Genomic DNA, 14392 nt, shown 5'->3' with positions numbered 1-14392 from the left:
CGGGATTATGCTGGAAGGACTGCGACGTCCCCAGATAATTGAGTGGCGCCAGTCCGACAACGCACGATACGGCATGCGGGCCGTGCGGATGGGTTGCGCCACGGCTGTGCGCTGCTAAACTTTCTGTGAGCATGATTTCGACGTCGGCCGGACGGGCCACGAAAGACCGAATTGATGAATGAGGAGACGCGGCTTCGGAGCGGCCTTGCGCCGTGCGAAGCTCCGCACCACGCGCATGTTGCGATCGCCGAGGATGAGCACGGTTCGATGGCGCCGCACGGCGGCGTCTATGCTGCGCTCGATCTCGGCACCAACAACTGCCGGCTGCTGGTCGCGCGGCCGGCGGGCGACAGCTTTCGCGTGGTGGACTCGTTCTCGCGGATCATCCGGCTCGGCGAGGGCGTGTCCGTCACCGGACGGATCAGCGACGCCGCGATTGCGCGGGCGATCTCCGCCCTGGCGATCTGCCAGGACAAGATCAGGCAGCGCAAGGCGAAGCGGCTGCGGCTGATTGCGACCGAGGCCTGCCGGGCTGCCGTCAATGCCGACGAGTTTTGTGACAAGGTCGCCCACGCCACCGGCATTCGGCTGGAGATCATCGACCGTGAGACCGAGGCCCGGCTCGCCGCGATCGGCTGCTCGCCGCTGGTCGATCCGACCGGCCGCGGCGCGGTGCTGTTCGATATCGGCGGCGGCTCCAGCGAGCTGGTGCGGCTCGCGCGCGATCCGGCGCGGCCCGACCTGGCGCCGCGGATCAAGGCGTGGATGTCGATCCCGCTCGGGGTGGTGACCCTGGCCGAGCAGTTCGGCGGCAAGGTGGTGACGCCGCAGACCTATGCGGCGATGATCGACGAGGTCACGGCGCATGTCGCGCCGTTTGCCGCCGAGCACGGCGGCGACCTCGGCGGCCTGCATCTGCTTGGCACCTCCGGCACGGTGACGACGCTGGCGGGGCTTTATCTCGATCTGATCCGCTACGACCGCCGCCGCGTCGACGGGATCTGGATGAGCGACGACGAACTGACGATGACGATCGACCGGCTGCGCAGCATGAGCTATCACGACCGCGCCCAGAACCATTGCATCGGCACGGAACGGGCCGATCTGGTGCTGGCGGGCTGCGCGATCCTCGACGCCGTGCGCGCCGCGTTCCCGCTGCCGCGGCTGCGGGTCGCCGACAGGGGCCTGCGCGAAGGCATGCTGGTCGAGATGATGCGCGAGGACGGCGTGCTCGGCGCCGCCTGAACCGTGGTTTCACTGGTCTTTCCGCACCGGTCTGCTAAGCACGCGGCGCGAACAAATAGGCAGGACCATGGCCAAAGACACCACAGGACGGATGCGCGTCACCGTCAAAAGCGCCGGCAGAATGAAGCTGTCGTCGAAGCTATGGCTCGAGCGCCAGCTCAATGACCCTTACGTCGCGCAGGCCAAGCGCGACGGCTATCGCTCGCGCGCCGCCTACAAGCTGCTCGAGATCGACGACAAGTATCATTTCCTCAAATCGGGTCTCGCCGTGGCCGACCTCGGCGCGGCGCCCGGCGGCTGGAGCCAGATCGCCGCCAAGCGGGTCGGCGCTGCGGACGGCCGCGGCAAGGTGATCGCGATCGATCTGCTGGAGATGGGGGAGATCCCCGGCGTGACTTTCGCGCAGCTCGATTTTCTCGACGACGCCGCGCCGGATCGGCTTCGCGAGATGCTCGGCGGCGGCGCCGACGTGGTGATGAGCGACATGGCTGCGAACACCACCGGGCATCGCAAGACCGATCAGCTTCGTATCGTCGGTCTGGTCGAGAGCGCCGCGCAGTTCGCGAGCGAAGTGCTGAAGCCCGGCGGCACCTTCGTCGCCAAGGTGTTTCAGAGCGGCGCCGACGCGACGCTGATGACGCAGCTCAAGCGCGACTTCGCCACGGTGAAGCACGTCAAGCCGGCGGCCAGCCGCAAGGATTCATCGGAGCGCTACGTGCTGGCGATGGGATTTCGCGGTGTGCCAATCGTGGCCCCTGAAACAGTCGATGAGTGACGGCGACGGGCGACGAAGCCGTCGAGCAGGATGAGTTACCTTCGAATCGTCGTCCAGCTCCAGTTTGTTGTCGGCGCGTGATGTTTTCCGAGATCCGACGCTCACTTCTCGGTATCATGCTGTAGTGTTGGGAATTACTTGCAGACATTGCAGTTAATTAATGAGTCAATTTCAGCGTCTGGTATCAATTTACAGAGTTGATGACCTCAATTCCAATACGGTCGGTCGATTCTCATTCACGAATCGGCGACAGGCATGGATATCCCGACTCCGATGTGCCGAGGGTGCGGCGTTGATCGCGAACTGGTTGCGGTCGAGCACGCGAACGCAAAGTTCGACGTGCCGCATTTCCGGTGCCCGATCTGCAGCGATGTGCTGCGCCTGGCGGTCCGGCACAGCAAGCCGAACGACAGGGGCAGGGAGGCTCTGAGCTAGCACGGGACGGAATATCCGGGCCCTGTCCGGGCGGACGAACCATCCGGTCGTGATCGTCTGCCGGCGCTAACCCAATCTCTGATCGCGCGCATCCTGGGTTTCTTCGCTCGCCGTCTTGGCCGCGGCGCCGGCCGCGGCTTTTTTGCTCGAGATTTCGATCGCCTTCCGCCCCGAAATCTCACTGCCGGCGTCGTCCGGCATCCGCCAGAAGAAATACGCCGACAGCGCCGCCATCACCGCGACCACGATAAAGGCCGGGGCGAAATCATCGGCGCTGAGCGTGGTGGTGTGACGCCACGCCATGGTGGTCTCGACCGAGAACGCGCCGATCGCGACGCCGGCCGAGATCGCCAGTTGCTGGCCGACGCTGACCAGCGTAGTGGCGCGGCTCATCTGTGCGCTCTGAACCTCGGCATAAGCCACGGTATTGATGGCGGTGAACTGCAGCGAGCGGAAGAAGCCGCCGACCAGCAGGATGATCATGATCAGCAGCAGCGGCGTCGCCGGCGTGAACAGCGCGCAGGCGGCGAGAAACACCGAGCTGATCAGCGCGTTGATGGTCATGATGTTGCGGAAGCCGAAGGTGCGGATGATCCGCGCCGCCAGCGGTTTCATGCCCATCGCGCCGGCCGAGGAGGCGAAGGTGACGAGGCCGGACTGGAACGGCGTCAGCCCGAAGCCGATCTGCATCAACAGCGGCAGCAGGAACGGCAGCGCGCCGATTCCGAGCCTGAACAGGAAACCGCCGATCATGCTGGCCCGCAGCGTCGTCAGCCGCATCAGCGAGAAATCCAGCACCGGCGAGGCGGTGCGGCGGGCGTGCAGCAGATAGAGCGTCATCGAGATCGCGCCGACCGCGATCAGTCCGGTCACGATCGGCCAAGGCAGCAGACCGAGCCCGGCGACCGACAGGCCGAAGGCGATCCCGGCGAGCCCGATTCCGGCCAGCACCAGCCCGTAGAGATCGAAGCGTTCCGGATTCTCGCTGCGGATCGGGTCGATGTAGCGTTGCGCGAAGAAGATGCCGACAAGGCCGATCGGGATGTTGATCAGGAAGATCCAGTGCCACGAGAAATAGGTGGTGATGAAGCCGCCGAGCGGTGGCCCGATCACCGGCCCGATCAGCGCGGGCAAGGTCATCCACGCCATCGCGCTGACCAGCGCGCTCTTGTCGATCGAGCGCAGCAGCACCAGCCGTCCGACCGGAGTCATCATCGCGCCGCCCAGCCCCTGCAGGATGCGGGCGGCGACAAAATCGGTGATCGAACTCGACAGCGCGCAGCCGATCGAGCCGACCATGAACACCGCGATTGCGGCCGAGAATACGGTCCGGGCGCCGAACCGGTCGGCGGTCCAGCCCGAGGCCGGGATGAACACCGCGAGCGACAGCAGATAGGAGGTGATCGCGAGCTTCAGCGTCAGCGGCGAGGTGCCGATATCGGCCGCGATCGCCGGCAGCGAGGTGGCGATCACGGTGGCGTCCATGTTCTCCATGAACAACGCGGCGGCCACGATCAGCGGGATCAGTCGTTCTTTGTTCATGCGGGATTTCGGCCGGGGCGGGAGCCCCGCGTGTACCATCCGGTCGCAGCTCCCGCTATTGCGGACGGCCTCTCAGCACCTAAATCTTGCGTGACCGGCGCGCATCCGAAAGCCCTTTGCCGGAGCCCACGTCTTGAGGGAGTTCCGCCGATGATCTACCTGCTTGCCGCTTTCCTGCCGCCGCTCGGCCTGCTGCTCAACGGCCAGCCGCTGTCGGCCGTGTTCAATCTGGTGCTGCTGGTGGTTTGCGTCATTCTCGGCCTGATCTTCCAGCCGCTGCTGCTGCTGCCGTCGCTGCACGCTTTGATCGCGGTCCGGATGGAGCGGGAAAAGCGGATGCACCGCGAGGTGGTCGAGGCGATCCGCGAGCACGGCGCGCCGCCGGCCTACCGGCGCTGAGTGGCGAGCGAGGCGGTTCGCAACCGATTTGGTGATGTGCTATAATTCGGCTCGATGACCCTCGCTTTGCGCCTTCCGCCTCAACTGGCTTCCGATCTCGAACGGAAGTATTTCTGGTGGGAGCCGATCGGAGCCGTGCCGCGCTCCGAGGCGCGCCTGTTGGCGCAGGCGATGAGCTTTGCAACCTTCGCCGAAGGCCTCGAGCTCGAGCGGAATTTGGGCTCCGACGCGCTGGCTGACGCCATGCTGAGCGCCGAGCCCGGTTGGATCGACCCGCGGTCGTGGGAGTTCTGGCGCGGTCGCCTGCAGCGCGCGACGGGGCGGGCATTGCCGGAAAACGCCTCCCGAGAGAGCATTCGATGCTGAGGACCTTTGAGCCCAAGCTCGAAGTTCTGCCCGAGCCGCAACGCCAAATCTGGCAGGTGCTGCGCGCAGCCCGGGACACGATCGTGGAAATCCCTGATGTTCCCGTGGTTTTCGGCTCGCTCGCGGCCGGTTGAGCAATGTCTGGGGGGCGGATTGGGCCGGACAGGCTTTGCCCCTTTGATTCGTCATACCGCCATGCTATCGACCACCGCCAACCCTACCGACGGGCTCGATTCGACGGCGCTGCTGCTGTGGCGCCGAACGCGGCTCCCGTCTCCCGAGTTTGAACGCGGCGCAACCGGCCGCTGAACGGAGTTGGCAATGGCTTCATTGAACGGATCTCAGCAATTTCGCGAAGCCTACACGTTCGACGACGTGTTGCTGAAGCCAGGCCCCTCCGACGTGATGCCGTCCGAGGTCGACATCCGGTCCCGCATCACCCGGGCGATCCCGTTGAATGTCCCGATCATCGCCTCGGCGATGGACACCGTGACCGAGGCGCGGATGGCGATCGCGATGGCGCAGGTCGGCGGCATCGGCGTCATTCATCGCAACTTCGATCCCGAGGGCCAGGCCGCGCAGGTCCGCCAGGTCAAGAAATTCGAATCCGGCATGGTGGTCAATCCGCTGACCATCGGCCCCGACGCCAAGCTCGCCGACGCGCTGGCGCTGATGAACCAATACGGCTTCTCCGGCATCCCGGTGGTGACCGGCGCCGAGGGCCGCGGCCCGGGCAAGCTGATCGGCATCCTGACCAACCGCGACGTGCGCTTTGCGACCGACCCGTCGCAGAAGGTCTCGGAACTGATGACGCACGAGAACCTCGTGACGGTGCGCGAGGGCGTCAGCCAGGACGAGGCCAAGCGGATGCTGCACAAGCACCGCATCGAGAAGCTGCTGGTGGTCGACGATCAATATCGCTGCGTCGGCCTGATCACCGTCAAGGACATGGAGAAGGCGGTCGCGCATCCGCTGGCCAGCAAGGACGCGCAGGGCCGCCTCCGCGTCGCCGCCGCCACCACCGTCGGCGAAGGCGGCTTTGAACGCACCGAGGCCCTGATCGAGGCCGGCGTCGACGTCATCGTGGTCGACACCGCGCACGGCCATTCGGCCCGCGTGCTCGAGGCGGTGAACCGGATCAAGCGGCTCTCCAACGCGGTTCAGGTCGTGGCCGGCAACATCGCGACACGCGATGGCGCGCAGGCGCTGATCGACGCCGGCGCCGACGCCATCAAGGTCGGCATCGGCCCGGGCTCGATCTGCACCACGCGGATGGTCGCCGGCGTCGGCGTGCCGCAGCTCACCGCGATCATGGACGCGGTCGAGGCGGCGAAAAAGGCCGATATCCCGGTGATCGCCGACGGCGGCATCAAATATTCCGGCGACCTCGCCAAGGCGCTCGCCGCTGGCGCCGACATCGCCATGGTCGGCTCGCTGCTCGCCGGCACCGACGAAACCCCCGGCGAAGTGTTCTTGTGGCAGGGCCGCTCCTACAAGGCCTATCGCGGCATGGGCTCGGTCGGCGCGATGTCGCGCGGCTCGGCCGACCGCTACTTCCAGCAGGACATCAAGGACACGCTGAAGCTGGTGCCGGAAGGCATCGAGGGCCAGGTGCCCTACAAGGGTCCGGTCGGCAATGTCGTCCATCAGCTCGCCGGTGGTCTGCGCGCCGCGATGGGTTACGTCGGCGCCCGCACGCTCACAGAACTTCACGACAAGGCCGATTTCGTCCGCATCACCGGCGCCGGCCTGCGCGAAAGCCACGTCCACGACGTCGTCATCACCCGCGAGAGCCCGAACTATCCGGGCGGGGTGTGAGCTGAATTGGCGGTCATTGCGGGGCGCGCGTGAAACGCGCGAAACCGGAATCCCGAAGTTGTTATCAAGAGAGATACCGGGTTCGCTCACTCGTGAGCGCCCCGGAATGACGAACGCGGACTGGGTCGGCGCCGTCAAAGCGCCGCCGGCGTGAATCATGCCCGCCGCAGTTGGCGAATGCGATAGCCTCGCTTAAAGTCGCGCCAATCGTTCCCAATCAACAACAACCAACAACAACAAGGAAACAGCATGTCCAAGGGTCAGCGTATCGTTCTTGCCTCGCGTCCGACTGGGGAGCCGACGGCGGCGAATTTCCGTCTCGAGGAGTTTGACGTGCCGGCGCCGGGCGAGGGGCAGGTGCTGCTGCGCACGATCTGGCTGTCGCTCGACCCTTATATGCGCGGCCGCATGAGCGACGGACCGTCTTATGCCCAGCCGGTGCCTGTCGGCGGCGTGATGGAAGGCGGCACGGTCTGCGAGGTGCTCGATTCCAACAGCCCGGGCTTCGCCAAGGGCGATATCGTCCTGGCGCATGCCGGCTGGCAGACCCACGCGCTCGCCGATCCGAAGCCGCTGCGCAAGATCGATCCGTCGCTCGGGCCGATCTCGACCGCAGTGGGCGTGCTCGGGATGCCGGGCATGACGGCCTACACCGGGCTGCTGGACATCGGCCAGCCGAAGGAAGGCGAGACCGTCGTGGTCGCCGCGGCCTCCGGCGCGGTCGGCTCCGCGGTCGGACAGATCGCGAAAATCAAGGGCGCGCGCGCGGTCGGCATCGCCGGCGGCAAGGCGAAATGCGACTACGTCAAGAACGAGCTCGGCTTCGATGACTGCCTCGACCACCGCGATCCGGACCTCGCCGCCAAGCTGAAGGCGGCGTGTCCGAAAGGGATCGACGTGTATTTCGAGAATGTCGGCGGCGAGGTGTTCGAGGCGGTGTTTCCGTTGCTCAACGCTTTCGCCCGCATTCCGGTGTGCGGCCTGATCGCGCAGTACAACGCCTTCGAAGCGCCGCCGACGCCGAAATGGGCGGGCGCGATGATGCGTCATGTGCTGACCAAGCGGCTCACCATCCGCGGCTTCATCGTCAGCGATTTCGCGGGACGGCGTCAGGAGTTCTTGCGGGATATGTCGGAGTGGGTCCGCGACGGCAAGGTGAAGTATCGCGAGTTCGTCACCGAGGGCGTCGAGAGCGCGCCGTCAGCGTTCATCGGCCTGCTGAAGGGCGCCAATTTCGGCAAGCAACTCGTTCGCATCGGGCCGGATCGCGCGTAACCGCGTTCCGCTACATCACGCGATAGCGGATCGCGGTGGCGTCGCGCGGAGCCTCGGGCTTGTTCGGCGACGTTACGCGGTCCGCGAGATGCCACGGGCCGAACACCGCGGTGCGGCTCGGGTTGGCGGCGAGCCTCAGTTTGAACAGATGCTGGCCCTCGCCGGGCAGGTTCAGGATCACCATCCGATCTGCGGTTCGGAAGTCGATCGGTACCGAGCCGCGCAGCACCGGATGGCCGTCGTCGACCATGGCGGTGCTCTGCAGTCGGCCGATGGTCTGGTTGCGGTCGGTGTGCAACTCGATCTGGGCGTCGCGGCCGAGCGCGGCGAAGGCCGAGGCGGGCAACCGGATCTCGAACTCCACCGCGGGTTTGGAACCGTTGAGACCGAGATAGTCCAGCGCCGCGTGCCGCATGTCGTAGGCGACGAAGCAAACGAGCCCGATCACGACACTGATCGTCGCGCCATCCCTGAGGATGTCGCGCGTGGTGCGCTCGCGGCGGCTGAAATACAGTTTGAGCGCGATCGCCAGAGCAAGCGCAGCGGCGGCGCCAGCCAATGCCGAGGTTGTGAGACCGGCCGCGCCGTCCGGGGCGTCCGAGGTCAGCCCGAACAACTGCACGGCTGCGCTCACGACAGCGGTGACGCCGCCGCCCATCGTCTCGATCACAGCCGTCACACCCGCCCAAAAATACGACATGACACCGTTACTCGGCTCGAATGGACCGGAACCTCGTCAGGCGTGGGTCTCCGATGCAGCCATGCAGGTTCAAACCGGCCGATCGATTGTCATGATGGGGTGCGGTCGCTATAGCGAAGCAGGCCAATCAGGGGAGGGCTCCGCCATGTCGGTCCAGATGGTGCTGCTGCCGGTGTTCGTCCTGATCGGGCTGACCTTCGCGCTGATGTTAGGCACCTTCGCCGCCCGCACCAAGGCAATCGCCTCCGGCCAGACCAAAATGCGGGACGTCGCGCTCGGCCAGCAGGCGTGGCCGGACCGCGTCACCCAGTTCGGCAATTGCTTGCGCAACCAGTTCGAGCTGCCGGTGCTGTTCTATCTGCTGATTGCGCTGGCGCTGCCGTTGCGGCACGTCGATCTGGTGATGGTGCTGCTGTCCTGGGTGTTCGTGGTCGCGCGCTTCGCCCATGCCGGCGTCTTCGTCACCTCGAACGACATCCGGCGCCGCGGCCCGGTGTGGCTGGCAGGAGCGCTGGTGCTGATGGCGATGTGGATCTACTTCGCCCTGCGTATCCTGCTGCTGATCTGACCGCTGATTGCTACTCGAACTGAAAGATCTGAATGACCCCCGCCGCACGGCTGTCCGCAGCCATCGACCTGATCGCCACCATCGACGGCCAGCGGATTCCCGCCGCCAAGGCCCTGAAGGAATGGGGGACCGCGCATCGCTACGCCGGCTCCGGCGATCGTGCTGCGATCGCCGGCCTGGTCTGGGACGTGCTGCGCCGCCGCGCCTCCAGCGCCTTCATCATGGACGACGACAGCGCGCGCTCGCGCGTCCTCGGGATGCTCAAGGTCGAGCGCGCCATGACGCCTGACGCGATCGCGGCGCTGTGCGACGGCGGCCGGTTTTCGCCGCAGCCATTGTCCGACGTCGAGCATGCCGCCTTGTCCGGGCGCACGCTGGACGGCGCGCCGCCGCACGTCGCTGGCGATTATCCCGAATGGCTCGACGGCGCCTTCATCGAAATGTTCGGCGACGACCGCGTGGCGGAGGCCACCGCCATGGCGAGCCGGGCGCCGCTCGATCTGCGGGTCAATACGCTGAGGGCGAAGCGGGAGAAGGTTCTGGCGTCGTTGGCGCATCTCGGCGCCAGCGAGACGCCGTGGTCGCCGCTGGGGCTGCGGATCGAACTCGGCGCCGACGCCCGCAATCCGGGCGTGCAGGCCGAGCAGGACTTCATCAAGGGTGCGGTCGAGGTCCAGGACGAGGGCTCGCAGCTCGCGACGCTGCTGTCGGCCGCAAAGCCCGGCGAGCAGGTGATCGACCTCTGCGCCGGCGCCGGCGGCAAGACCCTGGCGCTGGCGGCGATGATGCAGGGCAAGGGGCGGCTGATCGCGACCGACTCCGACAAGCGCCAGCTCGCGCCGATCCACGAGCGGCTGTCGCGCGCCGGCGTGCATAATTGCGATATCCGCGCCCCGAAGGGGCCGGCCGACCCGCTGGCCGACATCCACGCCTCCGCCGATCTGGTGCTGGTCGACGCGCCGTGCACCGGCACCGGCACCTGGCGGCGCAACCCGGACGCGAAATGGCGGATGCGGCCGGGCGCGCTGGAAATCCGGCTGAAGGACCAGGCCGAGGTGCTGGCCCGGGCCGCCACTTTGGTGAAGCCGGGGGGGCGGATCGCCTATGTCACCTGTTCGGTGCTGCCGGCGGAGAATGGCGGGCAGGTCAAGGCCTTCGTCGCCGGCCACCCGGAGTTTGCCGTGACCCCGCCCGCCGAGGTCGCCGCCGCGTTGTGGGACAAGGCTGAGGATTTCCTGGCCGCCACCCGGACCACGCCCGAGGGCCTGCTGATGACCCCGCTGCGGACCGGCACCGACGGGTTCTTTGTGAGCGTGCTGCGCAAATCGGGCGCTTGATAGCCGTCACCTTGAGGGGAGAGCGCTGAGCGCCTTGCGCACGGCTGGAGCCTCGAAGGGCGACGGCGTCGCGGGCTCGGGGCGCAGGCCAGCATCCGTCGAGGCCGCCGCTTCGCGGCGGCGCCTCAGGACGACGGGGTGAACGAGGCTGGCAATGGATGTCGGCCGCTGCGCCTGTTTTTCCCGGTTGCGAGCCGGGCTGCGGTCGCGTATCTGCTGCCCATGACAGCCCCCAGCACATTCTCCGCTTCCGCCGCCGATTCCTCGCCGCACGTCGCCGCGATCCACGAAAAAATCCTGATCGTCGATTTCGGCTCGCAGGTCACGCAATTGATCGCCCGCCGCGTCCGCGAGGAGGGGGTCTATTCCGAGATCGTACCGTTCCAGAAGGCCGAAGCCGCCTTCGCCGAGATGAAGCCGAAGGCCGTGATCCTGTCCGGCGGGCCGGCCTCGGTGCTGGACGCCGACGCGCCCAAGGCGCCGATGGCGATCCTTCAGGCCGGCGTCCCGGTGCTCGGCATCTGCTACGGCGAGCAGACCATGGCGGCGCAGCTCGGCGGCACCGTCGAGGGCGGGCATCATCGTGAATTCGGCCGCGCCACGATCGAGATCACCGACGACTGCGCGCTGTTCGACGGCGTCTGGCAGAAGGGCGGCCAGTACGACGTCTGGATGAGCCACGGCGACCGCGTCACCAAACTGCCCGAGGGCTTCCGCGGCGTCGCCAAGGCGGCGGGCTCGCCGATCGCGGTGATCGCCGACGATTCGCGCAAGTTCTACGCGATGCAGTTTCATCCCGAGGTGGTGCATACGCCGGACGGCGCGAAAATCCTGCGCAACTTCGTCCGCAAGGTGGCGGGCCTTACCGGCGACTGGACGATGCGCGCCTTCCGCGAGGAGGCGGTCGAGAAGATCCGCGCTCAGGTCGGGCAGGGCAAGGTGATCTGCGGCCTGTCCGGCGGCGTCGACTCGGCGGTCGCCGCGGTGCTGATCCACGAGGCGATCGGCGATCAGCTCACTTGCGTGTTCGTCGATCACGGGTTGCTGCGCAAGGACGAGGGCAAGTCCGTCGTCGACCTGTTCCGCCACCACTACAACATCCCGCTGGTGCATGTGGACGCGGCTGATACGTTCCTCGGCGCGCTCAAAGGCGTCACCGACCCGGAGCAGAAGCGCAAGATCATCGGCAAATTGTTCATCGACGTGTTCGACGCCGAGGCCAAGGTGGTCGGCGGCGCGGATTTTCTGGCGCAGGGCACGCTGTATCCCGACGTGATCGAGAGCGTGTCGTTCACCGGCGGGCCTTCGGTGACGATCAAGTCGCACCACAATGTCGGCGGTCTGCCCGAACGCATGAACATGAAGCTGGTCGAACCCTTGCGCGAATTGTTCAAGGACGAGGTCCGCGCGCTCGGCCGCGAGCTCGGCCTGCCGGACGTGTTCGTCGGCCGCCATCCGTTCCCGGGTCCCGGGCTGGCGATCCGCTGCCCCGGCGAGATCACCTCGGAAAAGCTGGAGATTCTGCGCAACGCCGACGCGATCTATATCGATCAGATCCGCAAGGCCGGTCTGTACGACACGATCTGGCAGGCGTTCGCGGTGCTGCTGCCGGTGAAGACCGTCGGCGTGATGGGCGACGGCCGCACCTACGAATACGTCGTCGGGCTGCGCGCCGTGACCTCGACCGACGGCATGACCGCCGACTTCTACGCCTTCGACATGAACTTCCTCGGCGCCACCGCCACCCGCATCATCAACGAGGTCAAGGGCGTCAACCGCGTAGTCTACGACATCACGAGCAAGCCGCCGGGGACGATCGAGTGGGAATAATTTTTGCCCATCCGAGGCTATCCGAAACTACGCCAGAATACGACGTAACCACCTGAAAAACAAAAATATTTCAGCCGAGACCTATCGAGAGCTATCGGTGGGCATCAAACGCGTCTGTCGTGCCCGCTGACGGACCCTGCCCCCGTTGATCATCCGGAAAATCGAAAGTACCGTCATAGCGACCGAGGCTAATGACGGTACTTTTTTCAGCCTAACACGCTGAACATAAACAGATATTCCCGTCAAAAGCCTTCAAAAACCGCGTGACGGTACTTTTCCGCGAGGAGGCCCAGAATGTTGACGGATGCGGCACTCAAGTGCCTGAAACCAAAAGCCAAAATGTACAAGGTGACCGATCGTGACGGCATGTATGTGCGTGTCGCGCCGACAGGCGGCATCTCGTTCAGGCTCGACTATCGGCTGAACGGCAGGCGGGAGACCGTCCATCTCGGCAAGTACGCCCGAGATGGGATCTCGCTCGCCCGGGCGCGGGAATTGTGCCTGGACGCGAAACGCATGATTGCCGAGGGGCAGTCCCCCGCCATCGAGAAGCAGCGGGAGAAGCGCCGGATCAAGGAGGCCAAGAGCTTCGGCGAGTTCGGCGAGAAGTGGCTGACGGGCGCGCCCATGGCGGACAGTACGCGCGCCATGCGCCGCGCCATATTCGAGCGTGAACTCAAGCCGGTCTGGCAGAACCGTTTGCTGACCGAAATCACGCCTGATGACCTGCGCGCCCACTGCGCCAAGATCGTGGAACGGGGCGCGCCCGCGACGGCCATCCATGTGCGGGATATCCTGAAGCAGATCTACGCCTTCGCCATCCTCCACGGCGAGAAGGTCGCGAACCCGGCCGATGACGTTGGTCCGGCTTCGATTGCCACGTTCACGCCCAAGGACCGGGCGCTTTCGCCGACCGAGATCCGCATCATGCTCAAGCAACTGGAGCATGTCGCGACGCTGCCGACGATCCGGCTCGGCATGAAGCTCTACCTCCTCACCATGGTCCGGAAGAGCGAACTGCAGGACGCGGTCTGGGATGAAGTCGATTTCGAAAACGCCGTCTGGACGATCCCGAAGGAGCGCATGAAGCGATCGAAGCCGCACAACGTCTACCTGTGCCGGCAGACCCTCGACATCATGATCGCGCTCAAGACCTGCGCCGGTAATTCCCGGTATCTGCTGCCTTCCCGCTACGATGCGGATGCGCCGATGTCGCGGGCGACCTTCAACCGGGTCACTTACGCTGTCGTCGAACAGGCCAAGAAGGAGGGGCTGCCGCTGGAGCCGTTCACCGTGCATGACCTGCGCCGCACGGGCTCGACGCTCCTCAATGAGCTGGGCTTCAACCGCGACTGGATCGAAAAGTGCCTGGCGCACGAGGACGGGCGTTCATCACGCGGCGTCTACAACAAGGCCGAATACGAGGTTCAGCGTCGCCACATGATGCAGGAATGGGCCGACACCGTCGATGCCTGGGTCGAGGGGCGGAAGTATGTTCCGACGCTGCTGCCGACAATCATGCCGTCTATCGCGCTCGATCCTGCCCTTTGACTGGGCGGGACTTGCGCTTGGTGACATCGGGATGCTGTGCGCGAGGGATTGGCTTCGCGCGCCGCGCCAGCAACCAGGCGTGGACCTCGGCGAGGTCCCAGACGATGCAGCGCGGCGACAGCGCGAAGCGGCGTGGGAATTCGCCGCGCTGCTCCATCTCGTAGATTGTGCTGTCAGCCAGGGGCACCATCTCGCGCAGTTGGTGCCGCCGGATGGTCTTCCTGATCTCCAAAGGCTCGCTCTGACCCATACCCAATCTCCTCAGCGGCTGTCGCTGGCGATTGAGAACGATAGGTGCCGATGCCGGAAGTCCCTCCCGAGTGGCGTGCGGCAATTTCGGGCTCTGGCGTAGAAATCGGCGGGTCATTTTCAGTCCTGACAGCGCGGCCGGACATCCGTCAGCCCACAGAATCTGCACGACTCGCCGCACGCGTTCCGCGCCTTAATTGCGCTGTTCAGATCACGCACCATTTACTGCTTGCACCGGCGAGATGCGATCCGGAAGTCCGCTAGCGACGTAGCAACAGTCGATGTGTGACACTTAAGGATTT

At 65.7% G+C, this 14392-nt stretch carries 14 protein-coding genes; 11 read left to right on the top strand and 3 right to left on the bottom strand.

Annotated features, from left to right (window positions below; genetic code table 11):
- Positions 1-174 precede the first annotated feature (174 nt).
- Both BMY71_RS17980 and BMY71_RS17975 read left to right on the top strand, forming a co-directional pair.
- A complete protein-coding gene (locus BMY71_RS17980; protein ID WP_092685611.1) occupies positions 175-1245 on the top strand; it encodes a Ppx/GppA phosphatase family protein in 1071 nt (356 codons plus the stop codon).
- Between the two features lie 67 nt (positions 1246-1312).
- Complete coding sequence (locus BMY71_RS17975) at positions 1313-2020, top strand: RlmE family RNA methyltransferase (RefSeq protein ID WP_092685525.1); 708 nt, start codon at positions 1313-1315, stop codon at positions 2018-2020.
- 501 nt (positions 2021-2521) lie between these two features.
- Here the strand turns inward: BMY71_RS17975 and BMY71_RS17965 are convergent.
- Positions 2522-3997 (bottom strand): MFS transporter, encoded by a 1476-nt coding sequence (locus BMY71_RS17965; RefSeq protein WP_041805280.1) that lies wholly within the window; start codon positions 3995-3997, stop codon positions 2522-2524.
- 150 nt (positions 3998-4147) lie between these two features.
- On the opposite strand from BMY71_RS17965, the gene BMY71_RS17960 reads away from it, so the two are divergent.
- The 5 genes from BMY71_RS17960 to BMY71_RS17945 all read left to right on the top strand — a co-directional run bounded on the left by BMY71_RS17960 (position 4148) and on the right by BMY71_RS17945 (position 7855).
- Positions 4148-4396, top strand: a complete 249-nt coding sequence (locus BMY71_RS17960) for a hypothetical protein (protein WP_011502678.1) — start codon at positions 4148-4150, stop codon at positions 4394-4396.
- Between the two features lie 54 nt (positions 4397-4450).
- A complete protein-coding gene (locus tag BMY71_RS17955) occupies positions 4451-4762 on the top strand; it encodes a hypothetical protein (protein ID WP_092685522.1) in 312 nt (103 codons plus the stop codon).
- Positions 4756-4896 (top strand): hypothetical protein, encoded by a 141-nt coding sequence (locus tag BMY71_RS24985; protein WP_175557709.1) that lies wholly within the window; start codon positions 4756-4758, stop codon positions 4894-4896. The genes BMY71_RS17955 and BMY71_RS24985 overlap by 7 nt, the downstream gene beginning before the upstream one ends.
- 187 nt (positions 4897-5083) lie before the next feature.
- Positions 5084-6580: an IMP dehydrogenase gene (gene guaB / locus BMY71_RS17950; protein ID WP_011502681.1), complete on the top strand. Its 1497-nt coding sequence runs from the start codon at positions 5084-5086 to the stop codon at positions 6578-6580.
- 249 nt (positions 6581-6829) lie between these two features.
- A complete protein-coding gene (locus BMY71_RS17945; RefSeq protein ID WP_092685520.1) occupies positions 6830-7855 on the top strand; it encodes an NADP-dependent oxidoreductase in 1026 nt (341 codons plus the stop codon).
- A 10-nt stretch (positions 7856-7865) separates the two neighbouring features.
- Here BMY71_RS17945 and BMY71_RS17940 read toward each other — a convergent pair whose 3' ends face one another.
- Positions 7866-8555 carry an acriflavin resistance protein gene (locus BMY71_RS17940; protein WP_244526097.1) on the bottom strand — a complete coding sequence of 230 codons (690 nt, stop codon included), beginning with the start codon at positions 8553-8555 and terminating at the stop codon, positions 7866-7868.
- A gap of 145 nt (positions 8556-8700) precedes the next feature.
- Here BMY71_RS17940 and BMY71_RS17935 point away from each other — a divergent pair, with 145 nt between their 5' ends.
- The 4 genes from BMY71_RS17935 to BMY71_RS17920 all read left to right on the top strand — a co-directional run bounded on the left by BMY71_RS17935 (position 8701) and on the right by BMY71_RS17920 (position 13841).
- Positions 8701-9123, top strand: a complete 423-nt coding sequence (locus BMY71_RS17935; protein ID WP_092685518.1) for an MAPEG family protein — start codon at positions 8701-8703, stop codon at positions 9121-9123.
- Positions 9124-9155: 32 nt separating this feature from the next.
- Entirely contained in the window at positions 9156-10460 is a 1305-nt protein-coding gene (locus BMY71_RS17930) for an RsmB/NOP family class I SAM-dependent RNA methyltransferase (RefSeq protein ID WP_092685516.1), read from the top strand.
- Between the two features lie 222 nt (positions 10461-10682).
- Complete coding sequence (guaA, locus tag BMY71_RS17925) at positions 10683-12290, top strand: glutamine-hydrolyzing GMP synthase (protein WP_092685607.1); 1608 nt, start codon at positions 10683-10685, stop codon at positions 12288-12290.
- Positions 12291-12584: 294 nt separating this feature from the next.
- Positions 12585-13841, top strand: a complete 1257-nt coding sequence (locus BMY71_RS17920; RefSeq protein WP_011579842.1) for a tyrosine-type recombinase/integrase — start codon at positions 12585-12587, stop codon at positions 13839-13841.
- Here the strand turns inward: BMY71_RS17920 and BMY71_RS17915 are convergent.
- The gene (locus tag BMY71_RS17915) at positions 13816-14091 is read right to left on the bottom strand and encodes a helix-turn-helix transcriptional regulator (protein WP_011579843.1); all 276 of its coding nucleotides are present in this window, start codon (positions 14089-14091) and stop codon (positions 13816-13818) included. The two genes, BMY71_RS17920 and BMY71_RS17915, sit on opposite strands and share 26 nt — an antisense overlap.
- Positions 14092-14392 lie beyond the last annotated feature (301 nt).

Origin of the sequence: Rhodopseudomonas pseudopalustris (assembly GCF_900110435.1) — a bacterium.
GTDB lineage: Bacteria > Pseudomonadota > Alphaproteobacteria > Rhizobiales > Xanthobacteraceae > Rhodopseudomonas > Rhodopseudomonas pseudopalustris.
This window is presented reverse-complemented; position numbering and strand designations above follow the sequence as displayed.

Bases quoted from the DNA above. Each gene is read 5' to 3' on its own strand.
- BMY71_RS17920 (WP_011579842.1), top strand. From the start codon at position 12,585: ATGTTGACGGATGCGGCACTCAAGTGCCTGAAACCAAAAGCCAAAATG.
- guaB (WP_011502681.1), top strand. From the start codon at position 5,084: ATGGCTTCATTGAACGGATCTCAGCAATTTCGCGAAGCCTACACGTTC.
- BMY71_RS17915 (WP_011579843.1), bottom strand. From the start codon at position 14,091: ATGGGTCAGAGCGAGCCTTTGGAGATCAGGAAGACCATCCGGCGGCAC.
- BMY71_RS17935 (WP_092685518.1), top strand. From the start codon at position 8,701: ATGTCGGTCCAGATGGTGCTGCTGCCGGTGTTCGTCCTGATCGGGCTG.
- BMY71_RS17940 (WP_244526097.1), bottom strand. From the start codon at position 8,555: ATGTCGTATTTTTGGGCGGGTGTGACGGCTGTGATCGAGACGATGGGC.
- BMY71_RS17975 (WP_092685525.1), top strand. From the start codon at position 1,313: ATGGCCAAAGACACCACAGGACGGATGCGCGTCACCGTCAAAAGCGCC.
- BMY71_RS17945 (WP_092685520.1), top strand. From the start codon at position 6,830: ATGTCCAAGGGTCAGCGTATCGTTCTTGCCTCGCGTCCGACTGGGGAG.
- guaA (WP_092685607.1), top strand. From the start codon at position 10,683: ATGACAGCCCCCAGCACATTCTCCGCTTCCGCCGCCGATTCCTCGCCG.
- BMY71_RS17960 (WP_011502678.1), top strand. From the start codon at position 4,148: ATGATCTACCTGCTTGCCGCTTTCCTGCCGCCGCTCGGCCTGCTGCTC.
- BMY71_RS24985 (WP_175557709.1), top strand. From the start codon at position 4,756: ATGCTGAGGACCTTTGAGCCCAAGCTCGAAGTTCTGCCCGAGCCGCAA.
- BMY71_RS17930 (WP_092685516.1), top strand. From the start codon at position 9,156: ATGACCCCCGCCGCACGGCTGTCCGCAGCCATCGACCTGATCGCCACC.
- BMY71_RS17955 (WP_092685522.1), top strand. From the start codon at position 4,451: ATGACCCTCGCTTTGCGCCTTCCGCCTCAACTGGCTTCCGATCTCGAA.
- BMY71_RS17965 (WP_041805280.1), bottom strand. From the start codon at position 3,997: ATGAACAAAGAACGACTGATCCCGCTGATCGTGGCCGCCGCGTTGTTC.
- BMY71_RS17980 (WP_092685611.1), top strand. From the start codon at position 175: ATGAATGAGGAGACGCGGCTTCGGAGCGGCCTTGCGCCGTGCGAAGCT.